24 protein-coding genes and 1 pseudogene are annotated in these 25684 nt (G+C 37.6%); 17 read left to right on the top strand and 8 right to left on the bottom strand.

Features of this window, described 5'->3' with window-relative positions; all coding sequences use genetic code 11:
- The first annotated feature begins 3 nt into the window (after positions 1 to 3).
- The 4 genes from rpsR (at position 4) to alr (ending at position 3432) form a co-directional block, all read left to right on the top strand.
- A complete protein-coding gene (rpsR, locus tag WBW42_RS11375; RefSeq protein ID WP_000090661.1) occupies positions 4 to 231 on the top strand; it encodes a 30S ribosomal protein S18 in 228 nt (75 codons plus the stop codon).
- Between the two features lie 8 nt (positions 232 to 239).
- Positions 240 to 686, top strand: coding sequence for a 50S ribosomal protein L9 (gene rplI / locus WBW42_RS11370; protein WP_000382591.1), 447 nt, complete (start codon positions 240 to 242; stop codon positions 684 to 686).
- Between the two features lie 197 nt (positions 687 to 883).
- Positions 884 to 2329, top strand: a complete 1446-nt coding sequence (gene dnaB / locus WBW42_RS11365; protein ID WP_002119718.1) for a replicative DNA helicase — start codon at positions 884 to 886, stop codon at positions 2327 to 2329.
- A gap of 32 nt (positions 2330 to 2361) precedes the next feature.
- On the top strand, positions 2362 to 3432 hold the full coding sequence (gene alr, locus WBW42_RS11360; RefSeq protein WP_080776749.1) for an alanine racemase: 1071 nt from the start codon (positions 2362 to 2364) through the stop codon (positions 3430 to 3432).
- 61 nt (positions 3433 to 3493) lie between these two features.
- Here alr and WBW42_RS11355 read toward each other — a convergent pair whose 3' ends face one another.
- Genes WBW42_RS11355 through WBW42_RS11340 form a run of 4 tightly spaced genes read right to left on the bottom strand, consistent with a single transcriptional unit; the run spans position 3494 to position 7196 of the window.
- On the bottom strand, positions 3494 to 4228 hold the full coding sequence (locus WBW42_RS11355; RefSeq protein ID WP_002119721.1) for a proteasome-type protease: 735 nt from the start codon (positions 4226 to 4228) through the stop codon (positions 3494 to 3496).
- Positions 4229 to 4244: 16 nt separating this feature from the next.
- On the bottom strand, positions 4245 to 5024 hold the full coding sequence (locus WBW42_RS11350; protein WP_002119692.1) for a transglutaminase family protein: 780 nt from the start codon (positions 5022 to 5024) through the stop codon (positions 4245 to 4247).
- Between the two features lie 2 nt (positions 5025 to 5026).
- Positions 5027 to 5623 carry an alpha-E domain-containing protein gene (locus WBW42_RS11345; protein WP_002119585.1) on the bottom strand — a complete coding sequence of 199 codons (597 nt, stop codon included), beginning with the start codon at positions 5621 to 5623 and terminating at the stop codon, positions 5027 to 5029.
- 22 nt (positions 5624 to 5645) lie between these two features.
- Positions 5646 to 7196 carry a circularly permuted type 2 ATP-grasp protein gene (locus tag WBW42_RS11340; RefSeq protein ID WP_005803585.1) on the bottom strand — a complete coding sequence of 517 codons (1551 nt, stop codon included), beginning with the start codon at positions 7194 to 7196 and terminating at the stop codon, positions 5646 to 5648.
- A 225-nt stretch (positions 7197 to 7421) separates the two neighbouring features.
- Here WBW42_RS11340 and WBW42_RS11335 point away from each other — a divergent pair, with 225 nt between their 5' ends.
- Positions 7422 to 8429 carry a helix-turn-helix transcriptional regulator gene (locus tag WBW42_RS11335; protein WP_005068485.1) on the top strand — a complete coding sequence of 336 codons (1008 nt, stop codon included), beginning with the start codon at positions 7422 to 7424 and terminating at the stop codon, positions 8427 to 8429.
- A 378-nt stretch (positions 8430 to 8807) separates the two neighbouring features.
- Here WBW42_RS11335 and mnmG read toward each other — a convergent pair whose 3' ends face one another.
- Positions 8808 to 10688, bottom strand: a complete 1881-nt coding sequence (mnmG, locus tag WBW42_RS11330) for a tRNA uridine-5-carboxymethylaminomethyl(34) synthesis enzyme MnmG (protein WP_017385460.1) — start codon at positions 10686 to 10688, stop codon at positions 8808 to 8810.
- A gap of 232 nt (positions 10689 to 10920) precedes the next feature.
- On the opposite strand from mnmG, the gene WBW42_RS11325 reads away from it, so the two are divergent.
- The 11 genes from WBW42_RS11325 to WBW42_RS11275 all read left to right on the top strand — a co-directional run bounded on the left by WBW42_RS11325 (position 10921) and on the right by WBW42_RS11275 (position 21387).
- On the top strand, positions 10921 to 11151 hold the full coding sequence (locus WBW42_RS11325; protein WP_002119672.1) for a hypothetical protein: 231 nt from the start codon (positions 10921 to 10923) through the stop codon (positions 11149 to 11151).
- Between the two features lie 154 nt (positions 11152 to 11305).
- On the top strand, positions 11306 to 12211 hold the full coding sequence (gene prmA, locus WBW42_RS11320; RefSeq protein WP_032055633.1) for a 50S ribosomal protein L11 methyltransferase: 906 nt from the start codon (positions 11306 to 11308) through the stop codon (positions 12209 to 12211).
- Between the two features lie 12 nt (positions 12212 to 12223).
- Complete coding sequence (locus tag WBW42_RS11315; RefSeq protein ID WP_032055631.1) at positions 12224 to 13069, top strand: zinc-ribbon and DUF3426 domain-containing protein; 846 nt, start codon at positions 12224 to 12226, stop codon at positions 13067 to 13069.
- 376 nt (positions 13070 to 13445) lie between these two features.
- Positions 13446 to 13715, top strand: coding sequence for a DNA-binding transcriptional regulator Fis (gene fis / locus WBW42_RS11310; RefSeq protein ID WP_001086304.1), 270 nt, complete (start codon positions 13446 to 13448; stop codon positions 13713 to 13715).
- Positions 13716 to 13800: 85 nt separating this feature from the next.
- A complete protein-coding gene (gene purH, locus WBW42_RS11305) occupies positions 13801 to 15375 on the top strand; it encodes a bifunctional phosphoribosylaminoimidazolecarboxamide formyltransferase/IMP cyclohydrolase (RefSeq protein WP_284106146.1) in 1575 nt (524 codons plus the stop codon).
- 123 nt (positions 15376 to 15498) lie between these two features.
- Positions 15499 to 16785, top strand: coding sequence for a phosphoribosylamine--glycine ligase (gene purD, locus WBW42_RS11300; protein ID WP_002119643.1), 1287 nt, complete (start codon positions 15499 to 15501; stop codon positions 16783 to 16785).
- Positions 16786 to 17272: 487 nt separating this feature from the next.
- Positions 17273 to 18145: a MetQ/NlpA family ABC transporter substrate-binding protein gene (locus WBW42_RS11295; protein WP_002119639.1), complete on the top strand. Its 873-nt coding sequence runs from the start codon at positions 17273 to 17275 to the stop codon at positions 18143 to 18145.
- 75 nt (positions 18146 to 18220) lie between these two features.
- Complete coding sequence (locus WBW42_RS11290; protein WP_032055624.1) at positions 18221 to 19246, top strand: methionine ABC transporter ATP-binding protein; 1026 nt, start codon at positions 18221 to 18223, stop codon at positions 19244 to 19246.
- The gene (locus WBW42_RS11285) at positions 19243 to 19938 is read left to right on the top strand and encodes a methionine ABC transporter permease (RefSeq protein WP_002119707.1); all 696 of its coding nucleotides are present in this window, start codon (positions 19243 to 19245) and stop codon (positions 19936 to 19938) included. Before WBW42_RS11290 ends, WBW42_RS11285 begins: the two co-directional genes overlap by 4 nt.
- Before the next feature lie 152 nt (positions 19939 to 20090).
- Positions 20091 to 20822, top strand: a complete 732-nt coding sequence (gloB, locus tag WBW42_RS11280) for a hydroxyacylglutathione hydrolase (RefSeq protein WP_005068466.1) — start codon at positions 20091 to 20093, stop codon at positions 20820 to 20822.
- Positions 20823 to 21183: 361 nt separating this feature from the next.
- Positions 21184 to 21387, top strand: coding sequence for a hypothetical protein (locus tag WBW42_RS11275; RefSeq protein WP_002119766.1), 204 nt, complete (start codon positions 21184 to 21186; stop codon positions 21385 to 21387).
- A 159-nt stretch (positions 21388 to 21546) separates the two neighbouring features.
- On the opposite strand, the gene WBW42_RS11270 is transcribed toward WBW42_RS11275, so the two are convergent.
- Both WBW42_RS11270 and WBW42_RS11265 read right to left on the bottom strand, forming a co-directional pair.
- Positions 21547 to 22845 (bottom strand): dicarboxylate/amino acid:cation symporter, encoded by a 1299-nt coding sequence (locus WBW42_RS11270; RefSeq protein WP_002119617.1) that lies wholly within the window; start codon positions 22843 to 22845, stop codon positions 21547 to 21549.
- Positions 22846 to 23302: 457 nt separating this feature from the next.
- Positions 23303 to 23863, bottom strand: a complete 561-nt coding sequence (locus WBW42_RS11265; RefSeq protein WP_014207150.1) for a TetR/AcrR family transcriptional regulator — start codon at positions 23861 to 23863, stop codon at positions 23303 to 23305.
- 138 nt (positions 23864 to 24001) lie between these two features.
- Here WBW42_RS11265 and WBW42_RS11260 point away from each other — a divergent pair, with 138 nt between their 5' ends.
- On the top strand, positions 24002 to 25204 hold the full coding sequence (locus tag WBW42_RS11260) for an MFS transporter (protein ID WP_032063204.1): 1203 nt from the start codon (positions 24002 to 24004) through the stop codon (positions 25202 to 25204).
- Positions 25205 to 25262: 58 nt separating this feature from the next.
- On the opposite strand, the pseudogene WBW42_RS11255 reads toward WBW42_RS11260, so the two are convergent.
- A pseudogene (locus WBW42_RS11255) lies at positions 25263 to 25580 on the bottom strand (GNAT family N-acetyltransferase); the annotation flags it as partial.
- Between the last annotated feature and the right edge of the window lie 104 nt (positions 25581 to 25684).

Below are 25684 nucleotides of genomic sequence, written 5' to 3'. Positions count from 1 at the left end.
TCAATGGCACGTTTTTACCGTCGTCGCAAGTTCTGCCGCTTTACAGCTGAGAATGTTGCGTACATCGACTACAAAGATATCGACACTTTAAAACAGTACATCACTGAAAACGGCAAGATTGTTCCTAGCCGTATCACTGGTACTAAAGCTCGTTATCAACGTCAATTAGCACTTGCTATCAAACAAGCTCGCTATTTGTCTTTGATTCCGTACACTGACAACCATAAGTGAGGTGATCTGTGGACGTTATCTTATTACAACGCATTAAGAACCTTGGTAAATTAGGCGATAAAGTATCAGTTAAAGCTGGTTACGGCCGTAACTTCCTTATCCCTCAAGGTAAAGCAGTTGCAGCTACTGAAGCTAACACTGCTGCTTTTGAAGCTCGTCGTGCTGAACTTGAGAAGCAAGAAGCTGAAGTTTTAGCTGCTGCTCAAGCACGTGCTGAACAATTGAATGAAGTTAACATCGTTATCACTGCTAAAGCTGGTGACGAAGGTAAACTCTTCGGTTCTATCGGTACTCGTGACATCGCTGACGCATTAACGAATGCTGGTCTTACAGTTGACCGTGCAGAAGTTCGTTTACCAAATGGCGCGCTTCGTCACACTGGTGAATTCAACATCGCAATCCAATTGCACCATGATGTTGTTGCAGAAGTTCTCGTTACTATCGTATCTGAGTAATTTCTCATCAAAAAAAGAGCATGCTTTTGCATGCTCTTTTTTTATGTTTCAAATTTTAAAATAAGATATATTAATTCCTGATCAGTTCTTCAGTTTAATTGGTTTTTTAATTAGGTAGTTTATTTAATTTTGTTTTAAGATAGTTCTCGGCTTTACAGCCTCTTTGTGTACACCTTTCTTTATCATCAGGTCTAATTATGTCTCAGGCGAATGCCACTTCTTTAGCGCTTTCATCTCCAACAGAAAATAAAACGAGTGAATCAGGCCAACTTAAAGAGTTTCGCACTCCCCCACACAATTTAGCTATTGAACAAGCTGTGCTAGCTGCCCTGATGACAGTTGCCGAATCTTTCGAACAAGTTAACGATGTACTCAAAGAAAATGATTTTTACGCGACTCGCCATAAATATATTTTTCGTGCAATCGAGAAATTAGCACAAGAAAACTCACCCTATGATGCTGTCTTAGTAAGTGACTGGCTCTTAAAACAAAATTTACTTGATGCTATCGGTGGCGAAGAATATTTAATGCAGCTCATGGCTGACTCACCTTCAAGTTTCTATAACTTAGAAACTTATGCCACTAAAATTAAAGAGTTTTCTACGCTTCGTAGCATGATTAAAGTTAGTACTGAAATTTTGCAAAATGCTTATGACACGAAAGGCCGCGGTGTAAGTGAAATTTTAGACTTAGCTGAAACAAGTATTTTCTCATTAGCAGAACAGCACAATAACAATAAAAAAGATGCTGGTCCTAAATCTATTAGTTCTGTTACCGCAGACGTAATTAGTAAGCTTGATGAGCTTTCAAAATTAGATGGCAATATTACAGGTTTAACGACTGGCTTCTTAGAACTTGATAATAAAACATCTGGTATGCAACCTGGTGACTTAATTATCGTTGCTGCACGCCCATCAATGGGTAAAACTACTTTTGCCATGAATTTGGTTGAGAGTGTTTTGCAATATAACAAGTTACCTGCTCTGGTCTTTTCAATGGAGATGCCAGCAGACTCTATTGCGATGCGTCTTATTTCCGCAATGGGTAAAGTCCATCAAGGACATTTACGCTCTGGTAACCTCGATGCAGATGAATGGACCAAGGTGACTGGTACAATTTTGCAGCTTCAGCAAATGCATTTGTATATTGATGACTCATCAGCCCTACCTCCAACTGAACTTCGTGCCCGTGCTCGTCGTGTTGCCAAAATGCATGATGGTAAAATCGGTTGTATCATGGTCGATTACTTGCAGCTCATGAAAGTCCCGGGCATGGGTGATAACCGTGTAGGCGAGATCTCAGAAATTTCTCGTAGCTTAAAAGCATTGGCGAAAGAGATGCAATGTCCTGTTATTGCACTTTCTCAGCTTAACCGAAGTCTGGAAAACCGTCCAAATAAACGCCCTGTAATGTCCGACTTACGTGAATCCGGTGCGATCGAGCAGGATGCCGACTTAATTATGTTTATTTACCGTGATGAGGTTTATAACAAAGAGTCAAAAGAGGCCGGCACTGCAGAAATTATTATTGGTAAGCAGCGTAATGGTCCAATTGGTTCAGTTCGTCTTGCTTTTGAAGGTCAATATACTCGATTTAGTAATCTCTCTCCTGAGTATTACAGCCAATATGATGATGAAGAATAAGCTCTATCTCTAGCCCAAAGGAGTAAATGAGGGTGCGCCAAGCAACAGTTTATATTGACCGCAATGCACTTCAATATAACTTAAACCGTGTCAAACAACTCGCAACAAATTCAAAAATTGTAAGTATGGTAAAAGCCAATGCTTATGGACATGGAATCAAAGACTGTTTAGCAGCCTTAAATGCATCAGATGCCTTTGGTGTCGCCTGCCTACAAGAAGGTTTGGAAATTCGTGAATTAGGATTTCAACAACCTGTCACTTTAATTGAAGGGGTATTTTCTGAAGATGAAATGCCAATTGCAATTAAACAAAAATTTGAATGTATCATTCACCATCAACAACAGTTTGAATGGTTGATTAAACACAAACAAGCTTACATCAATCAAGGTTTAAAAGTCTGGGTTAAACTTAATAGTGGGATGAACCGGTTAGGTTTTAAAAATCCAGAAGTTATTGAAGTTATTAAGACTTTAAAATCTGAAGGATTTACTTGTGTACTTGCAATGCATTTCGCAAATGCAGATGTAGACCATCCACTTAACGAGCAACAAAAACAACAATTTCTACAAGTTAAACAAGCTTGTGATCCAGTGTTAGCTTCTTGCTGTAATTCTGCTGCTATTTATAAATGGCCAGAGTTACATTTTGATTATGTTCGTCCGGGTATCATGCTTTACGGCGCCTCACCTTTTGCAGATCAAACAGTCCATGATCTTGACTTAAAACCAGTGATGACTTTTTCAGCAGAAGTAATTGCACTCAACCATATTCAAACTAATGAACATGTCGGTTATGGATCAACTTTCTGTGCCACTCAAGCAATGGATATTGCAATTGTTTCTATAGGTTACGGTGATGGTTATCCACGAGCTTATATTAAACCGAACTATGTCGCTATTGATAAACAACCCTGTGCGGTTGTAGGGCGAGTGAGTATGGATATGATTGCAATCGACGTGACAGGCATGAAAGTAAAATTAGGCACTCCAGTTGAACTCTGGGGTCCACATCGCTTAGTTGATGATGTTGCGGATGCAAACGGAACGATAGGATATGAATTACTCTGTCGATTAAGCAATCGCCCCACTCGTAAAAGTACTTAAATAATAAAATATAAAAAAAATCCAAGCATGCTTGGATTTTTTTTATTTAAACATTCAAAATTTATCGCCAGTAATCATCTGTAGGCTTTGGCATTTCCTGTAAACCCCGACGAAGAGTATCTGACCATTGTTTACTAATCTGTGAGAAATAAGGATCATCTTCGGTTATTCGTTTTCCCATGGGGATAACAAAGCTATCTTTAATGTAGACCAATGCATCAAGTGGTAAGCCAACAGAAACATTTGAACGCAAAGTCGAATCAAAAGAAATCAGGCTACAACGTAATGCATCATCTAGTGGCATTGCATAATATAAAGCTCGATCCAGAATAGGCTTCCCGTATTTACTCTCACCTATTTGAAAATAAGGTGTATCTGTAGTTGCGCAAATGAAATTGCCTTGTGGATAGACATTATAAAGTTGCATGTCACCACCCTTAATCTGCCCACCCACCAAAATACTACAGGCATAATTCATTTGTTCTTGAGTGTCCGAACTAATATCCTCTAAAACAGTTTTTAAGGTTTTTCCAATTAGTTCAGCCGCCTCAAACATCGTATTAACACTATATAGATTAGGCTCTTGCTGCAAAGTCAGGGCATTTTGCAAATGACCTATAACAGCTTGCGTTGTTGCTAAGTTACCTGCAGTTTGCAAGGCAATAAAACGTTCTCCGGTAACGCCGAAAGTATGCAGTTTTCGGAACACAGAAATATGGTCAACTCCTGCATTGGTTCTTGTGTCACTAATAAACACTAAACCTTGTTCCAATCTTAACGCACAACAATAGGTCATTTCATTCTCTTTACATTCAACATGCCAACACTTGAACCACAGACATCATGTTCTCAACTCCACCTTGCTCTCTTACGCCACGAATAGGTGCCACATCGAGATAGTCACGTCCTACTGCAAGGTAGATATGATGTTTGGGTGTAAACAACTGATTGCTTACATCAAAACAATACCACTGATTTTCTAAAAATACCTCCGCCCAAGCGTGACTGGCCAGGTGCGGATAGTTTTGATCAAATAGATAACCAGAGACATAACGTGCAGGTAATTGTAGCGCACGACACATCGCAATTAAAATGTGAGCATGATCTTGGCATACACCTTGTCCAGCTTGAAATGCTTCGATCGCAGTTGTCTGAACCGAAGTACTTTCAGGCTGATAAAGTATTTTCTGTAAGATATTTTCGCTTAATAATGCAATATGTTGTCGGTCTTTATTCACCACAATATTTTTTGCAAAGTCCAACATTTCCGTATCACATCGGGTTGCACCTGTCATCTGCAAAAACAAATTAGTAGGTGTAGAGAGATCTACACAACCTAGTTCTATATTTTGAAGCTCAACAATTCCTTGGGCCATAAATGTAAGATGTTGGTATGGATAACGCTGACTAGCCGTCATCCATACATTGTTAAATATATCTCTCTTTATTGTTTTATCACCCGGCACGCTAATTGCCCAATTCATAACATGTTGGTGAGGCGATGTTTGAGGCATCATTTTAATATACTGAATGCTGTTCCGAGCAGTTTCAGTATAGCTATAATGCGTTTGATGATTAACCATCAATTTCATAATCAGCCCTCAAACATATTTTCCAACTGCTGTGTAAAAGTATAGTAAGCGTCCCACATAAGTTGCTGCTTTAGCGCTTGCCAATTTTCATTTATATTTTCCCAATTCAAATTAGCGAGCTGTTGCACCACTATATCTAGCTCTGATATGAGAACAGATAAATCTTCTCCAAAACGCAGTTCTATATCAAATTGCTCTATTTTTTGGCCTAAATGCAGAAATAAACGAACGTCTTCATGTTCCACTTCTAGTATTTGCGTGCATTGTTCGACTGCTTTACTCAATGCATCAGGTTGAGCTTGAAGCGTATTAATCACATTATTTAATTCTGCATAAGCATGTGATGACAAAATACCTCTTAGTTCCTGAATATTATCTTTAGCAATAATGAGCTGGTTCAGTAATGAAAATGTTTGCTTCTTGTCTAACATATAGTGATTTAGTAATTCAGCATTTTCTATGACCAAACCAAATGCTGCTGCAAATCTTGTTGCTTTCTCATCTTCTGTAAAGGGTAAATGAGAGGCTGCAAATTTAACTCGCATCAAATATCGACCCAACCAATATATTTGATGCGCACTCGAATTGAGTAAAACCATAAAGTTCCTCTTTAACCCACAATCAGGAATGTAATGTTTCAACAACCCATGTATCTTTTATACCGCCACCTTGAGACGAATTTACAACTAAAGAACCCGCCTGCATGGCCACACGTGTTAAGCCACCAGGCACAATCTCTGTACGATAAGGTGAGCTCAATACAAATGGACGCAAATCAATATGACGTTCCGCTACTCCTCCCGTAGTTAAAGTTGGAGCGACAGATAAAGCTAAGGTAGGCTGCGCAATATACATATGAGGCATCGCAATCAATTTTTTTCTAAACTCATCAATTTCGCATGAGCTTGCTTTAGGTCCAATCAACATGCCATATCCGCCCGAACCTTGTGCTTCCTTAACGACTAATTGATCAAGATTAGAGAGTACATAGTCTAAGTGTTCTTCTTTACGGCACTGATAAGTGGGTACATTTTTTAGAATTGGTGTTTCATCCAAATAATATTGAATCATTTGATCTACATAAGGATAGATAGATTTATCATCAGCCACGCCTGTTCCAGGTGCATTTGCAATCACAACATTTTTTTGTAAATAAGCAGACATAAGACCTGCTACACCTAAAGCACTGTCTGGTCGAAATGCTAAAGGATCTAGAAAGTCATCATCTAAACGGCGGTAAATTACGTCTACTTTTTGACGCCCACGAATAGTTTTGACAAATACTTGATCATTTTCTACAAATAAATCCCGATTTGTAACTAATGGCACATCCATTTCACGCGCTAGAAAAGCGTGCTCATAATAAGCACTGTTAAAACGCCCTGGTGTTAGCACCACAATAAAGGGTTGATCTGCAGAAGAATTTTCTTGCAATATTTCTTTTAAAAGTTTTGGATAATGCTCAATCCCCTGTAAATTATTGGCTGTACATAGCTCAGGCATTAATTTCTGGCTAATATTTCGGCTCTCAATCATATAAGACACCCCAGAAGGTGTTCTCAAATTATCTTCTAATACAAAAAACTCCCCTTCACCATCACGGATAATATCGATCCCACTAATTTGTGAATAAATTTTTCCTTTTAAAGAATGTTTAAGCATATGGGGCTGGAAAGCATCATTTCCCATAATTTGTTCTTCGGGAATGATTTGTTCTTTTAAAATATGTTGTCCATGATAAATATCATCTAGGAAATAATTTAATGCTTTAACACGCTGTGCACAGCCTGAGGCAATTTTTTCCCATTGTTTTTTCTCGATTACTCTTGGAATTAAATCAAAAGGAATAGTGCGCTCCGTTCCTTCTTTATCGCCATAAACATTAAAAGTAATCCCATGATAAAGAAAATGCTGTTTTGCTTGGGTATTTAACTCCTTTAACTCATCTAAAGTACGGATGCTCAACCATTGTTCAATTTTTTTAGAAGCTGCACCATTTGATGTTACATCATCAAGCATCTCATTAAAGAACTGTGATTTGAGTTGCTCAAAGAAATTGGTTTGCACAGAAATATGTTCTAAAAAAGAGGTTGGGTTAATGAGTGCTGTTGTTGTCTGCTCTTGTATAAAAAAATCATTATCTAGATGTAATTCATGCTCTTGTTCTGACATAACCACCTCGTCTTATCATTTATCTATATTTCATTTTTAAATAAGCAATTTCAGTGCCACTTATATATCTGTAATACTTGTACGGCATCATTGTTATAACTTTCTTCTAAATCTTATCATCGTTTGCCCAATGGGCTATAAACTGAATCTGACAAACTTGCTAAATCTGTAAAGATTTTTTATTGTGTTGACACCAAAGCAATTGGATATAGATGTATTACGCTTATGTCTGTAATAGAAAAAGAAACTTCGAATAGTTTATATCGCCAATGGCAGATCTTGTCTCGCCTACCGACCGGCAAATGGATCGGGACTCGAGAATTGCAAGAAATGCTTGAGCGTGAAGGTATTGAAATCAGTTTAAGGACAATTCAGCGTGATTTAAATCAAATTGCTCAGCGTTTTCCGATAGAGAGCAATAAAGCCGTACCTCAAGGCTGGCGGTGGCAATCAGATGCACCTATTCAAAGCTTACCTCACATGACAAGTTCTCAAGCGGTAACCTTTATGATGGTTGAGGAACACCTTAAACACCTCCTTCCTCCGAGCCTGCTTGATGAGATGGGACCATGGTTCGATTTGGCCAAACGTAGCCTTTCTACACAAAATAATGTGAGACAGTGGATTAACCGTGTACGTATTGTTCCAGCAAGCCAACCGTTAATTCCACCTGTAGTTGACCGAAATGCTCAACAAGCAATTTATGAAGGCTTGCTCCAAGACAAGCAAATAGAATGTGTTTATCGGGCACGAGTCAATCATGGTGAAGACAGAACTTATGTTTTAAATCCTTTGGCTTTGGTACAAAAAGGTGCAGTCATTTATTTAATTTGCACACGACATGACAAAACTGAAGTACAAACATTTGCTCTGCACCGTTTTAAATCAGCAAAAGTATTAGACAGTCGAGCACTGCATCCAGTTAATTTTGATATTGATCATTATATTGATTCAGGGGCTTTAGGCTTTAGAGTGGACTATAACCAACCAACTGAATCAATTCAGCTCACCTTAACCATGACAGAGCAAACTGCGAAAACCTTTTATGAAAGTCAGTTAAGTAAAGACCAAACGATTACTCCGCTTGAAGAAAATATTGTAGAAGTTTCAGCGACTGTACCTTTTACATCTCAACTAGTATGGTGGCTACGTAGTTTTGGTAAGAAATTACTGCATATTGAACCAGTACAAGTACATAATGCTGTGCGAGAAATTGAAACTGAGAATAAATAGATATAAAAAAGAGAACCATAAGGTTCTCTTTAGATTTTGAATTATAATTTTCTTAATTTTATATTGTTCTTGTATTTTTACTTGTTTTCAGATCAATGTGTTCTCCCCCACCAAAACTGATCTGCTCTTTCTTTTGCGCTATTTTGAACATGAGCATTGGCATGCCATTTCATATCCATTGTAGCGAATTGATTTCATTGTCATGATTAAAGCCCTCTTGTTTGAACGTGAATTTAATATAACTGGCGGCTTTAAATATGTGAAATAAGAAAAAAAGGAAGCGAAATCTCTTTTCTTCCTTAGGAAGTTTCCATATATTTTTTGAACAGAAAATAAAAAAGCCCAGTCTTAACTGGGCCTTTTGTACATTTTAAATGATTAAGCTGTTTTCTTAATCATATTATTCTTACGAATTGTGATCATCACAAGCTGAACAGCAGCTGGTGTAACACCAGGAATACGACTTGCTTGAGCTAAAGTTTCTGGAAGAACTGTTTTTAACTTCTGCGTGATTTCACGTGACAATCCAGACACGACATCATAGTCAAAATCGGCAGGAATTTTGGTTTCTTCAAGACGCTTTAATTGAGCAACATCTTCGTGCTGACGGTTAATGTAACCTTCATATTTCACAGCAATTTCAATTTGCTCACCCACTTGTTCTGAAACTTCAGAACCAGTAAGTTCAGCAATTTGACCGAAGGTGATATTAGGGCGCTTAAGCAAATCAATCGCACTACATTCCTTACTCAAATCAGCACCCGTCATTTCAACGAATTTTTTACCCATAGGGTTATTTGGTGCTGCCCATAAATGTTGTAAACGAGAGGTTTCACGCTCAACCGCTTCCATTTTCTCGCAATAAGCAGCCCAACGAACATCATCAACCAAACCAAGTTCGCGACCAATAGAAGTCAAGCGCTGATCCGCGTTATCTTCACGTAACATCAAACGATATTCAGCACGTGAGGTAAACATACGGTACGGTTCTTTAGTACCTAACGTAATGAGGTCATCAACTAGTACACCCATATAAGCTTGGTCACGTTTAGGTGTCCACTCTTCTTGCTCCCACGCACGGCGTGCAGCATTTAAACCTGCAAGTAAACCTTGGGCACCAGCTTCTTCGTAACCTGTTGTACCATTAATTTGACCCGCAAAGTACAAGCCATTAATCGCTTTAGTTTCGAGGGTAAATTTCAAAGCTTGCGGATTGAAATAGTCATATTCAATTGCATAACCCGGACGTAAGATATGAGCATTTTCCATACCACGAATTGAGCGTACAAGCTCGAACTGAACATCGAACGGTAAAGAGGTCGAAATACCATTTGGATAAAGCTCATGTGTATCTAGACCTTCTGGCTCCAAGAATACTTGATGTGAGTCTTTATCAGCGAAACGATGAATCTTATCTTCAATTGATGGACAGTAACGCGGACCTACACCTTCAATAACACCAGTGTACATTGGTGAACGGTCTAAACCACCACGAATGATATCGTGGGTTTTTTCATTTGTATGAGTGATATAACAGTTTACTTGCTCAGGGTGCATAGAAGCATCACCCATGAATGACATCACTGGAGATGGGAAATCACCCGGCTGCGGAATCATGACTGAAAAATCAACTGAACGTGCATCAATACGTGGCGGAGTACCAGTTTTTAAACGTCCCACTGGTAATTTTAACTCACGTAAACGTTGAGCAAGTGCAATAGAAGGAGGATCCCCCGCACGACCACCGCTTGATTTTTCTAAACCAACGTGGATTACACCACCCAAGAATGTACCTGTAGTCAACACAACAGTTTTAGCATCAAAGCGAATACCCATTTGGGTAACAACACCTTTAACGGTATCGCCTTCAACAATCAGGTCATCAGCTGCTTGCTGGAAAATGTCAAGATTTGCTTGATTTTCCAAAGTATCACGAATGGCAGCTTTGTAACGAACACGGTCAGCTTGAGCACGTGTTGCACGCACAGCTGCACCTTTACGCGAATTTAAAATACGGAACTGAATACCACCTTTATCGGCAGCCAGAGCCATTGCACCGCCAAGTGCATCAATTTCACGGACTAGGTGAGACTTACCAATACCCCCAATTGCTGGGTTACAACTCATTTGGCCCAAAGTCTCAATGTTATGGGTCAAAAGCAAAGTCTGTCGTCCCATACGCGCAGCAGCAAGGGCCGCTTCCGTACCTGCGTGACCGCCACCGATAACGATAACATCATAAACTTTAGGATAGTGCATGAGTACAAAAACACCAGAAAAAAAAGACGGAACATTATAGCAAAATTATCTGCTTATTGATGTACATAATTACAAAATTGTCTTCACATAATTTACGCTATGCCACATGATTTGACATTTTGTTTCATGAATTCAATACAAAGTGAATGTTTTTAAAATTAATTCATCTTAGAATAAAAAATGTACAGCACTTCTATGACTTTAAAATTAACGCAACGAGAAGGAATACAAAATGAAAACGACCATGTTAAAAATCTTAACTGCATCTCTAATTTGTTTTTCAGGCGTAACTTTTACCCATGCTGCTGACACGAGCAAAGCTGAAATGCAAAAACAAATTCGAGTCTGTGCAAAAAAACAGCAAGGTGAATGGGTTTCATACAATCACAACGGTGTAACCTTTAACGGTACTTGCCAACCAAACGAAAATGGCAAGTTACAATTTAAGGCCCCTGCTCCTTAATCTGTTTTGACATAGGTATAGAAGAAGTCATTTATTTTCCGCTATATCTCATCAGTATTTTCAAAGACGGTCCATTAAAGATGGGCCGCTTTCTTTTTTAAAATGGTCTAGTCCGCTACAATACGCCTTTAAATAAAATTTTTAGGTCCTTTTCGTGAAGTGGTTACAAATACACATTACCGTTGATCAAGAACAAGTTGAGTTCACAGAAACACTTTTAATGTCTCTAGGTGCGGTAAGCGTAACGCTGGATGATGCTGAAGATCAGGCTTTACTTGAACCATTACCGGGTGAAACACCTTTATGGAACAAAGTTATTGTGACAGGCATCTATCAACAAGACGAACAAGACCCAATTGATGTCGACACTTTAGAAGCTTTCTTAAAAGCTCAACTTCCAGATGTTCCTATGCGTCATGAAGAACTTGAAGATCAAGTGTGGGAACGCGCATGGATGGATTACTATGAGCCAATTCAGATTGGGGAAAAGTTCTGGATCGTGCCTGAATGGCTAGAGCCACCAGAAGCGGACGCAACTAACATTAAGTTAGACCCAGGTCTTGCATTTGGTACAGGTAATCACGCAAGTACTTTCCTATGCTTACAATGGCTGGGTAAAACTGACGTTAAAGATAAAATCGTGATTGATTATGGCTGTGGTTCAGGCATTTTAGGCGTAGCCGCTTTGTTACTAGGCGCTAAAAAAGTATATGCCACAGATATTGACCCGCAAGCTGTTTTAGCAACGAAACAAAATGCAGAGCTTAATGGTGTATTAGATCGACTATATGTAGGTCTTCCTGAAGAGTTTGATCAAGAATTCAAACCTAAACAAGCCGATGTTTTAGTTGCAAATATTTTAGCAGGACCTTTAATGATGCTTGCGCCTGAATTTGCAAATTTAATCAAATCTGAGGGCGACTTCGCACTTGCTGGTGTGATTGAAGAGCAAGTTGCTGATGTTTCACGTGTTTATTCTGATTTTTTTGATATATTAGATGTCGAAAAGCGCGAAGAAAACTGGTGTCGCATTTCAGGAAAACGTAAAACAATAAATTGAGATTTTTAACTCATGAATGAAAAACAAACCCGCTGCCCTAAGTGTTTAACAGTTTATAAAGTATCTCTTACTCAATTGACTGTTGCTCAGGGTATGGTTTGTTGCCCTAAATGTAATTCAAGCTTTAATGCCTTAACCCATCTAATCAATATTGAACAGCCAGTTATGGTCAACTCAACGACGTTAGCCAATGGTTCAATGCAGACAAGATATATGACGCATTCTCACGTACTAGATATCTTTGACCAAAAAGTAGAAAACTCTAATATTGATCTTTTAACTTATCTCAACAACTTAAATTACTTTCACAACGAACCTATTAATGCTCTACCAAACCTTAATTTAGCTGAGCAGGCATCCCCACAAGAACAAGACAATAATAAAAAGCATAGTTGGTTGTACTATACGCTCTGGAGCTCTGCCAACCTTATTTTAATTTTAGTCTTTACTTTTCAAATCCTCTGGTTTAACCCTAAGCTCATGCATGCAAGCCCAACCGTTAGCCATGCTTTTAATTACGTTTGCCAAATACTACACTGCAACAAATCAGCAGAACTTTATCAACTTATCTATATAGAAAAGTTAAAAGTCCGCAAGATCGATGCGAACCATACCCAGTTCTCAGGCATATTGCTCAACCAGAATGATAAAAGTATTGAGCTTCCTAACCTAAAGTTGATTTTTGCAACAGAGCCAGACAAAACAAAGGAAATCATATTAACTCCTCAACAATATCTAGTTGAAAACTTACGGGGTATTCAACGCATTCCATCAAACACTCCATTCCGATTCCAATTTGAGCTAAACAAAAGCAAAAAAAGGCTAGTAAATTATCGATTAGAAATTGTCCACCCCTAAAATGTAAAAAAAGTGAAAAAAAAATAAAAAAAAATGCAGTTAATTTGCTCACTTTTTCCTAGACAATGGTATGATACGCGCCACGAAAGCTTTGACTCATATACTCCTCGCTCTCAATCCAAAAAAAATACTGTTAAGCATGTGTGCTTTTCTACTTTAAGCGCATAGCCTAACTTTTTTTGTTTTTGAGGGGGCTGTAACAAATATTTAATTATTGTTACGCTTATTTTTTATTCAATACGAAGAAATATGGCAAGCTAATTGTTCTTATGTTTTAGAGTCACTGTTTTAGGATCTAAAACAGGACTCCGTATTTTTAGACCACATTTATATACTACTTTACCCAAGCTAGTATTTGATTTTCGGATTAACTCGCATGAATAGCAAATCTCCTATTTTTACTGCACAATCTGATGTTGCTCTTCGCATCCACGTGGATCGCGCAGTTCGCCATTATTTTGCACAATTGCAAGGTGAGCAACCATCTCAGGTATATGACATGGTGCTAGCAGAAATGGAGAAACCTCTTTTATCTGTAGTTCTTGAATATACACGTGGTAATCAAACGCGTGCTGCAGAAATTCTTGGACTCAACCGTGGCACTTTACGTAAAAAGTTAAAAGCTCACGGTTTAATGAGTGAATAAATGATAAAATGCTCACGACGTCGTGGGCATTTTTTTATGCTTATTGGTTTTAATCCGTAGACTTGAAATTGTTGAATTAAACATCATGACTATTAAACGTGCTTTGATTTCTGTATCTGATAAGACAGGAATTGTCGAATTTGCTCAAAACCTTGCAGCTCTAGGGGTAGAACTATTATCTACAGGCGGCACATATAAGTTGCTTAAAGATAATAATATCGCGGTTGTAGAAGTATCTGAACATACTGGCTTCCCTGAAATGATGGATGGTCGTGTTAAGACATTACATCCAAAAATTCATGGCGGTATTCTTGCTCGTCGTGGTTTAGATGAAGCAGTTATGGAAGAACACAACATCGATCCGATTGATCTTGTTGTTGTAAACCTTTATCCATTTGCTGCAACTGTTGCAAAACCTGACTGTACTCTTCCTGATGCAATCGAAAATATCGACATCGGTGGTCCTACAATGGTTCGTGCAGCTGCTAAAAACCATGCTTCAGTAGGTATTGTAGTTAATGCTTCTGATTACGACACTGTAATTAATGAACTAAAAACTGCTGGTTCACTTTCTTATGAAACGCGTTTTGATTTAGCAGTTAAAGCATTTGAACATACAGCTCAATACGATGGCATGATCGCTTCTTACTTAGGCGCTCGCGTTGGTAAGACCGAAGGTGAAGCTGACTTATTCCCTCGTACATTCAATACTCAATTGAACAAAGCACAAGATTTACGTTACGGTGAAAACCCGCATCAATCGGCTGCTTTTTATGTCGAAGCTAATGCAAAAGAAGCATCAGTTTCTACTGCAAAACAGTTACAAGGCAAAGAATTGTCTTATAACAACATTGCAGATACAGATGCTGCACTTGAATGTGTTAAATCATTCGCAAAACCTGCTTGTGTCATCGTGAAACATGCTAACCCTTGTGGTGTTGCGGTTTCTTTAGACGGCATTAAAGCTGCTTATGATTTAGCTTATGCAACTGATCCAGAATCTGCTTTTGGCGGTATTATTGCATTCAACCGTGAATTAGACGTTGCAACTGCTCAAGCAATTGTAGAGCGTCAATTCGTTGAAGTTATTATTGCTCCAAATATTGCTGATGGCGTGCTTGAAGTTACTGGCGCTAAGAAAAATGTACGTGTTTTAGTATGTGGTGAGTTACCTGCAATTGATGCACGTGCACCGCAACTTGACTATAAACGCGTAAATGGTGGCTTACTTGTTCAAGATCAAGACTTGGGCATGATCACTAAAGATGATCTTAAAGTAGTTACTAAGCGTGCGCCAACTGAGCAAGAAATTGATGATCTTATCTTTGCTTGGAAAGTTGCGAAATACGTAAAATCAAACGCAATTGTTTATGCTAAAAACCGCCAAACTATTGGTGTAGGTGCAGGTCAAATGAGTCGCGTTAACTCAGCTCGTATTGCTGCCATTAAAGCTGAACATGCTGGTTTGGTTGTTGAAGGTGCTGTAATGGCATCTGATGCATTCTTCCCGTTCCGTGACGGTATTGATAATGCTGCTAAAGCTGGCATTAAATGCATCATTCAACCAGGTGGTTCTATGCGTGATGAAGAAGTAATCGCTGCAGCAGATGAAGCTGGTATTGCAATGGTGTTCACTGGTATGCGCCATTTCCGCCACTAATTTAAATTTAGTCCTCCCTAACCCTCCTTTCATTCAGGAGGGTTTTCCACAATAATGGAGCTAAACTCCACCTTGAGGAATAGAGGGGGATGAAAAGGATTAAAGTTAAGGAACAAATTAAAAATGAATATTTTAGTTTTAGGTAGTGGTGGTCGTGAACATGCTTTGGCATGGAAAATCGCGCAAGATACCAAAGTTACTCAAGTTTTCGTTGCACCGGGAAATGCGGGAACTGCAACTGAAGACAAATGCGTTAATGTTCAGCTTGATATTTTAGACAATCCTGCAATTATCGCTTTTGCTAAAGAAAATAATGTTGAACTTATTATTGTTGGTCCAGAAGCACCTTTAGTGAATGGTGTGGTAGATGCTGCTCGCGAAGCAGGTCTAAAAATTTGGGGACCAACTCAATATGCTGCGCAGCTTGAAGGCTCAAAGGCATTTGCTAAACATTTTTTAAAGCGTCATAACATTCCAACTGCTTTTTACGAAGTATTTACGGAAGTTGATGCAGCTAAAGCTTATGTTGAAAAAAATGGTGCACCAATTGTAATTAAGGCAGACGGTCTTGCTGCTGGTAAAGGTGTAATCGTTGCAATGACCAACGAAGAAGCTTTTGCAGCAATTGATGACATGCTTGCAGGCAACAAATTCGGTGATGCTGGTTCACGTGTTGTAATTGAACAGTTCCTTGCAGGTGAAGAAGCTTCTTTCATTTGTATGATTGATGGTAAAAACATTTTACCAATGGCAACTTCACAAGATCACAAGCGTATTTTTGAAGGTGACCAAGGTCCTAATACTGGCGGTATGGGTGCTTACTCTCCTGCTCCGGTGGTAACTTCTGACATTTTCGAACGTGTTATGACTGAAATCATGCGTCCGACTGTTGAAGGTATGGCTGCTGACGGACATGTCTACACTGGTTTCTTATATGCTGGCTTAATGATTGATGAACAAGGTCAACCGCGTGTGATCGAGTTCAACTGTCGTTTCGGTGATCCTGAAACTCAGCCAATCATGATGCGCTTAAAGTCATCTCTTGTTGAATTGGTAGAAGCTGGTATTGCTGGCAATTTGCCAAAAGAAGCTGAATGGGATGAGCGTAAGTCAATCGGTATCGTACTTGCAGCCGAAGGCTATCCTGATAGCGTACGCAAAGGTGATGTAATTTCAGGTATTGGACAATCACCTGAAGATACTAAAATTTTCCACGCAGGCACTGCAACTCGTGAAGATGGTCACATCGTGACTTCTGGTGGTCGAGTTCTTTGTGTAACTGCGCTAGGCGACAGCGTGCTTGAAGCACAAATTAATGCACTTGAAGTATGCGGACAAGTAACCTTTACAGGTATGCAATATCGTAGTGACATTGGCTATCGCGCAATTGCACGAGAAAAAGCTGAGTAAAAAACACTCAACTGATAAAAAGCCCTCTATTAAAGAGGGCTTTTTATATTTCATTCTTATTTATCAGAAAATTTTATATAAATCCCAGTTTTTATTCACTTCCAAACAATAAGATCGAAACATGTCCACTATATTGAATATGTTTTTATTGATATGATTAGATAAAGCGTTGGAACTTTCCACAAAGTTATTGTGCCTTTAAATATTGAGGCTCATCATCTAATTCTGTTAGGGATAATAGTTATTTTTAACATTGAATACTTTTAGAAATCGCTTAAAGACTGTCAACTCATGATAGAACTGTTGTGAAAATAGTTTTATTTAGTACAGATCAAAAACGGTAAAACAAGTATCTGAGGAATTAGAAAAGAGCTAAAAGCTATAACTTTTAGCATTCAAAACTTTGTGACGTGACAACAAAACTCATTTTCTTTTCTAGAGAGCCAGCTAAATAGTTGATATCTCTCTTAATCAGGACTTTTTTTACATGAAAAAGCTGATCAGTCTTTTTTTAAGCGTGTCTGTGCTATTACTTGCAGCTTGCGGGAAACAACAAAGTGAACCACAAGCTGGAAAGAGTGGTGATTCATCACAACTTCAAACTGTGGTTATTGCCTCAACTGGTTCTGACGCTGATATCTGGCGTTATATTTCGACTTTACCAGAAACTAAAGCTGCTGGTGTTAAGCTTGAGGTGAAAAATTTCACTGATTATGTTGCAATGAATACAGCTGTAGCAAATAAAGAAGTTGACTTAAATGCATTCCAATCTTATGCATATTTGGTGGCTTTCAATGCATCAAATAAAGATAAAATTGCTCCAGTTGCTACAACTTATCTTGAGCCAATGGGGATCTACTCAAGTAAACATAAAAAAGTAGAAGAATTCCAACAAGGTGCAAGCATTGCAATTCCTAATGATGCTGCGAATGAAGCTCGTGCATTATTGTTATTACAAAGTGCTGGCTTAATTAAACTTAAAGCTGACTTCGACCCTGCTAAAGGCACACCAAGCGATATTATCGATAACAGTAAAAAAATTGATATCAAACCAATCCAAATGGCGACAGCTGTACGCGTAAAAGATGAAGTTGATGCAATTGTTTTAGGTAATACATTAGCTTTAGAAGGTGGTCTAAACGTACTTAAAGATTCTATCTACTATGAACCTGTTGACCAAAGCACTAAACTGAATGTAAACATCCTTGCAACAGCTGAATCTCGCAAAGATGACCCAATTCTTCAGAAAGTTGGTCAGCTATACCACACTGAAGCTGTTAAAAAATACGTTGAACAACACTTTGGTGGTACAAAAGTTGACGTGAATCAGCCAATCAGCTACCTCACGGAAGCTAAATAGTAATATAATAGCTACAACGCGAAACAGGCAAAGACTCTTTGCCTGTTTTTTCTTTTTAGCATAGTTTTTGACGACATGATTCAATTTAAAAACATTTCAAAGCACTATCAGCTTAAAGGCCAAACCATACGAGCTCTGGACCAAATTAATTTGGAAATTCCTGAAGGGAGTATTTTTGGTATTATTGGCTATAGTGGTGCAGGTAAAAGTACTTTAATCCGCCTGATTAACTTACTTGAACGACCAAATGAAGGTCAGGTTATCATTAATCAAAAGGACTTCACTGCTTTGGATGCGCGTTCATTACGTCAGGAACGTGCAAATATTGGTATGATTTTTCAGCACTTCAATTTGCTACAAACCAAAACGGTTGCTGAAAATATCGAAATGCCAATGTGTCTGCTGAATTACAATAAAGCAGAACGTGAAAAGCGCTTAAATGAGTTATTGGAGTTCATTGATCTTAAGCATAAAAAAGATGCTTATCCTGATGAACTTTCTGGCGGCCAAAAGCAACGTGTCGGTATTGCTCGTGCTTTGGCAAATCATCCAAAAATTCTTTTGTGTGATGAAGCAACCTCTGCCCTAGACCCACAAACAACCAAGTCTGTTTTAGAGTTACTCAAGAAAATCAATCAAGAGCAAAAAATCACAATCGTTATGGTGACCCATGAAATGGATGTCATTGAAACTGTTTGTGATCATGTAGCTGTGATGGAAGCTGGTAAAGTCATTGAACAAGGTTCAACGATTGATATTTTTAGTAATCCTCAACATCCGACGACTAAAAACTTTATTCAAACTGTGTTACATCAACAGTTGCCTGTGAATATTTTAAATCAACTCGAAAATCAGCATCACCATAGCATCTACTGTTTACAGTTTTTGGGCCGTTCTGCTCAAGAACCTGTAATTCAGTTACTGATTAAACAATTTGATATTAGTTTAAATATCTTATTCGCTAACATGACTGAAATTAACGGTACTGTCATTGGTCAAATGTTTGTACAGCTTCTAGGTGAGCCACAGTTGATTAAACAGGCTATCGAGTTTTTAGAGAAAAATGAAGTGAGTGTAGTTCAATCAGGAGATCAAGTATGAGAGATTTAATCGTACAGTGGTTAACTGAACTTACTCAACCTTTCTGGCACAGTTCTCTTTCAATTGACCAGTTTGTAACAGCTCTACAAGAAACATTTCACATGGTGTTTTTTGCGCTTTTATTTGGTGGTATTTGGGGTTTCATTCAAGGGGTTATCTTGCTTGTAACTCGACCAGAAGGTATTTTGCCAAATAGATTCGTCTATCATTTACTCAACCCAATTGTAAATGCGTTACGCTCTCTCCCATTCATTATTTTACTTATTGCAGTGATTCCTCTTACCAAGTTATTGGTAGGAACTTCAATTGGTACATGGGCTGCGATTGTCCCTTTAACAATTTACGTTGGTCCATATATGGGACGTTTGATTGAAACTTCCCTACTCGAAGTAAATGAAGGAATTATTGAATCTGCTCAGGCGATGGGTGCTACACCTTGGCAAATTATTTACCGCTTTATTTTGCCAGAAGCACGCAGTTCACTCATTTTAAACCTCACAACAGCGACAATCAGTTTGATTGGTGCAACAGCAATGGCTGGTGCAGTGGGCGCAGGTGGTATTGGTGACTTAGCAATCTCTTATGGTTACCAACGTTTTGATACAAGCGTTGTAATTTTAACAGTAATTGTTCTATTGCTCTTAGTACAGATTGTACAGACGCTAGGTAACTGGCTCTCTAAGATCCGTTAAATTACTCATATAAAAAGCTCCCTAAATGGGGGCTTTTTTGTTTTATATACATCGTTTTCATAAAAAGGTTGAGTGAGTGGCTTAATACCATTTTCTGTTATTATCGAAAACAGTGATTACTTATTCTTTGGATTTGGTTTTAGGATAAAACAATGCGTTATAGAATTCATTTTATTGATGTACAGAATGCCCTCCAAAACTATATCTGGATTTTAGAAGATACTGAAACCCAAGAGGCTGTTGCAGTTGATCCAACAGAAGCTGATCTTGTGACTCAATTTTGTCAAAATTATCAACTCACTTTAAAACAAATCTGGCTCACTCATTGGCATAAAGACCATATCGGTGGTGTAGCGGATTTAACGGCTGGCCAAAATATTACTGTCTATGGTCCACGTGATGAGCTCTCAAAAATTCCGGGAATTACTCACCCCTTACAACATGACGATCATTTAAAATTTAATGATTTAAAAGTAGAGATTATCGCGACCCCAGGTCACACCTTAGGGCACATTGTGTATTTTATTGAAGAGTTAGAAGCTGTATTCTGCGGTGACACTTTGTTTGCAATGGGATGTGGACGATTATTTGAAGGTACGGCTGAACAAATGTATCACTCACTTAGTCGTTTAGCAGCGCTACCAACACAAACCAAAGTTTATTGTACGCATGAATACACGCTTTCAAATGCCGAATTTGCCTTAACGGTAGAGCCGCATAACCACGCCTTATCTGAACGAGCTGAAGAAGTTCGTGAGCTACGTAAACAAGGATCAATCACCCTTCCGAGTACGATTGAACTCGAATTAGCCACCAATCCTTTTCTTCGTGCAGAAAGTGCTGAAGACTTTGCTCATTTACGTGCACTTAAAGATAACTTTTAAAGTTAAAGCCTCTCCTTTTAAGAGATACAGTTTCATTTTAAAAACTGTATCTTTTTGCATAGTGCACGTTGATCGTAATTATTTTTTACATTTAGTATCTTCATATTTATTCATATTTTTAAAAATTCCCTCGAATTTATATTTTCTTAAAAACACGCCAACAAACAATCCATTAAATAAAAAGTTATTATTTTTTAGTTACATAACACCACCATATTTTTATAAAAATGAAAACTGTTCTTTCTCTATCTTACTTTTTTTACAAGTTGCAAAATAAAACAAAGTTTTCCCCCTTTAAAAAATCTAATTAAAACCCTATTAATAAATAAGATGTAATGCCACGGATAGAAGGAGTTCTCACGTGAAAAAGGTTGTTAAAGCTAAAAATTTGATTGCGTTTCGTATTTGGTTAGAAAAGTTAGGGTATTCAGTTAAAAATCTTGCTGATGGAAAAGGTTTTACTTTTAGTTTTAAAAAAGAATATGGTTTAGTGACCTGTGATTTAGCAGGTAATTCATTAGCGATGCAATTAGGTGAAGAGTTTGAGGATCACTTAAAAGCATAATTTTTTACGACTCGATTTACAGTATTGTCTTTTTGAAAGATAAGTAATATTGCAAAACTTTAGAATGGTTTAATTAAAATATATTGTTAAATATTAAACAAAAAATCTGTAGCGGGGCTACTCTCCCAAATTGCCCTCAGCTACAGATTTTTTATAAGATTATTCTGCTTTAGGATTCTTTAAAGCTTTATCTAAAAGATCTTTATCTAAAGCTTTATCCCATCGTGCTACAACAATTGTTGCGCAAGCATTACCAACTAAATTTGTTAATGCACGGCACTCTGACATAAAACGGTCAATACCAAGAATTAAAGCCATACCTGCTACAGGAACCGCCGGTACAACCGATAGAGTTGCAGCCAGAGTAATAAAGCCTGCACCAGTCACCCCTGCTGCACCTTTAGAACTTACCATTGCCACAAGAAGCAATGCAATTTGTTCACTAATTGATAAGTCAACATTACACGCTTGTGCGATGAATAGAGCCGCCATAGTCATGTAGATATTTGTACCATCGAGGTTAAATGAATAACCTGTCGGAATCACCAAACCTACCACCGATTTTTCACAACCTGCTTTTTGCATTTTATCCATTAAAGATGGTAAAGCTGCTTCAGAAGAACTTGTTCCTAAAACCAACCAAAGTTCATCTTTGATATAACGGATTAAATGAATAATTGAGAAGCCATTGTAACGGGCTACTGCTCCTAGGATCACTATGACAAACAATACCGCTGTAATATAGAATGTCATAATTAATAGTAATAAATTACCAATTGATTCGATTCCATACGCACCAATGGTAAAAGCCATTGCACCAAAAGCACCGATTGGAGCCAGCTTCATTAACATACCAACAAGGTAAAAAACTGGAGCTGTTAAGTTATTTAAGAAGTCGGTAATTGGACGTGCACGGTCACCCAATGCAGCCAAAGAAATACCAAATAACACCGCCACAAACAGAACCTGCAAAATCTCGCCACCTGCCAGAGGGCTAACTAGAGTTTGCGGGATAATATTCATGAAGAAGTCAGTAATATTTGTTGCATGCGCCTTTTCAACGTAAGTATTTACTTTATCGTTGACTAAGGTAGCGGGGTCAATATTAAGACCTTTACCTGGTTGGATAATATTTGCCACAATCATACCAACTACTAGCGCCAAGCTTGAGAAGGTAAGGAAATAAAGCATAGCTTTACCAGTTACACGGCCAACTCGGCTCATGTTTGTCATACTGGCAATGCCTGTAACAACGGTTAAAAAGATGACGGGAGCAATAATCATTTTAACGATCTTGATGAATGCATCACCAAGCGGTTTTAAACTTTCGCCAAGTTCTGGGTAAAAATGACCAATTAAAATGCCCAAAATAATTGCAAAGATGACCTGTACATACAAAATTTGGTGAAACTTCTGTTTTTTCTGTACCGTTTCTTGGTCAAGGGTATTGAAATCCATTATCTAAATACCTTTTCGATGGGGATAAAAAAATAAAATATAAAGCGTGCACCACAAGCTGCTTTATCAAGGAAAAGCCATTGTAAAGAATAAAAAACGGCCTGTGTTATAAATTTAAAAAATGTCAAATTCAATAATCATGCAATAAATTATATAAAATCATTTTAATTTTCTAGTTTTAAAAAATAAAAAAACAACCAAAATTCGTTATAAAGCATTATTTAATCTTAATATTTTAAGTAAAAACATGCACAAAAATGGCTGTAGAAGTTTAATTGTCTCATACCAGCACAACATTTATTAAATAAATGATTTTATAAAAAACATGTAAATTATAAATTATGAAAATTTAGTTTAAAAATAATAAGAAAAATTGATATATAATTTTTTAACAAGATAAAGTGTCTCTTTTTTGTTAAAAAAATCCTACTAATAGGCTTTGATAAATTAATTCAAATTAGGGAGCGTTAAATAACCGTTCCAATAAAATGTGGACGTAATCTAAGCTTAAGGTACGTTCAGTGAATAAGATGCGAAATAGCATAGGGGCAATAACAGCTTCGATAATTTCTTCATTATTTATAGTGGGTTCATTACGCGATTTAGCTCTGGCTTGAATAATATCAAGTTGTTGAATAATTAAGGTTTCACATTTTCTTGCATTTGAAGAGTCGGCTGTATATAGCACATCACGCAATAATGTTTGACCAACTTCAGAAGAATACTCCTCAAAATATTGTTCAATCCATGCAGTGATATCTAGCTGAAATGAACCTAAATCTTTTGGTTCCATATCAGGTTTAAGTTCATTTAGGGCTACATCTGAAAATAGCTGATTAATATCGCCCCAACGGCGGTAAATTGTCGAAGGTGTTACTCCTGCCTCATGAGCGATCATAGGTATGGTAATCTGGCTCTGCTCTAAGGTTTTTTGAAGCTCTTTTACCGCTTGGTGCACCGCAGTTTGAATTCTTTCACTACGACCGCCAGGACGTAAACCAGTAACAACTTTTGCCATTTATAAACTCTGTAAAAGGAATCAAAAAATTTATAAATATTTATATCTATATACAAAATACACTAAAGCTAAAGATTTGCTTTAGTGTGAAAATAATGTATAAAAGCTAAATATTCGCTTTTATGTTATTCATCTTATATGAACAATTCAAGTTCAAAACGGTCTGGATCAGTTTTTCAGTTAGATAGTGCAAGTGCATTGACACTCAATACAATCACGCTCATGACTTTTATGGCAGCGTCTAGTGCACCGACTCCACTTTATCGTCTATACCAACAGCTTTGGCAATTTTCACCTGTCACTTTGACTTTAATTTTTGCAACTTATGCTTTTACTTTGCTGGGTTCATTACTGATTATTGGTTCTTTGTCTGACTATATTGGACGTCGTCCTGTCATTATTGCAGCCATTTTTCTGCAAATTATTTCGATGAGCTTTTTCTTATTTGCTTCAGATGTTTCGATGTTATTTATTGCACGGGGCTTACAAGGAATCGCAACAGGGCTTGCTGTCTCGGCTATAGGCGCAGCAATTTTAGATTTTAGTAAGCTTCAGGGTTCGCTTATTAATAGTATCGCACCAATGGTCGGCATGGCTGTTGGTATATTTCTAACTTGTTCTATTTTGCAATTCTCTGCCCAACCGTTACAGCTTGTTTTTGAATTTTTATGTCTTCTTCTTATTTGTGAACTCATTTTAAGTTTTTTTACTCCTGAAACAGCCCAAAAGAGATCGGGTGCTCTTGCCTCTTTAAAGCCCAATATGGCTATTCCTCCACAAACAAAAAGTGCTTTATTGAGTATTAGCCCTATTAATATTGCTCTTTGGATGGTCAGTGGTTTCTTCCTATCACTTATGCCCTCTTTACTGGCAAAAATTTTCCATACTTCATCTGCATGGCTAAACGGTGTTATGTTTATAGCGCTAGCACTCTCAGGTGCGGCAGGTATATTAACGCTTAGAAAGTCGACAAATTATCGTATTTTATTAATAGGTACTCTTTCAATTGCTATTGGTTCAACTGTTTTATTTTTAGCAATTAATTTTACAAATGCAGTAGTTTTATTTCTTGGTTCTATTATTACGGGTGTGGGTTTTGGTACAGCTTTCATGGGAGCAATTCGCACAGTAATGCCTCTAGCTTTACCAGAGGAACGCGCAGGACTTATGGCTGCATTTTTTGTTGAAAGTTATTTGGCTTTTAGTGTTCCAGCAATTTTAGCTGGCTATTTTGTTGGGAAAATTGGGCTGATGAGTACAGCAAATAGTTATATTAGTTTTATTATTTTACTATCGTTTGTTGCCCTTCTTTTGATTTTTAAAAACTTTAAAAGTAAATAAGCCTATAAAAAAATAGCCTCTATAGAGGCTATTTTTTTTAGATGCTCTTTAAATTCTATTAAAAAGTATCTGCTACATACATACGTACCATCTCGCCTTCCTCATCCTTTACCAACATTAAAAACCGCCAACCACATTTTTCATAAAACTCGGTATGGTCTGTTATTAAATAAAGTGTTTGGATGCCCTGATTACTCAAGTCTTCACGTATAAAATCTAAAATGTGCTTTGCAATATTTTGGTTTCGATAGTTCTCTTCTACAAATAAAGCACATAAGTTTGGTGTTAAATCTTTACGCTCATGGAAGTCATTATCAATGACTCCTGCTCCAGCAATTAAATGCTTATCTTCATTTAAAACAATGTACCACAGAGGTGGATCAGGAAATTTGAACAACACTTATAAGTGATATTTTGCTCCCCAAATGATGTTATAAACATCAATATATGGAGTATTTTATGGCACGTAGACCAAGAAGA

It is taken from the genome of Acinetobacter sp. LT1 (assembly GCF_059800965.1).
This window is presented reverse-complemented; position numbering and strand designations above follow the sequence as displayed.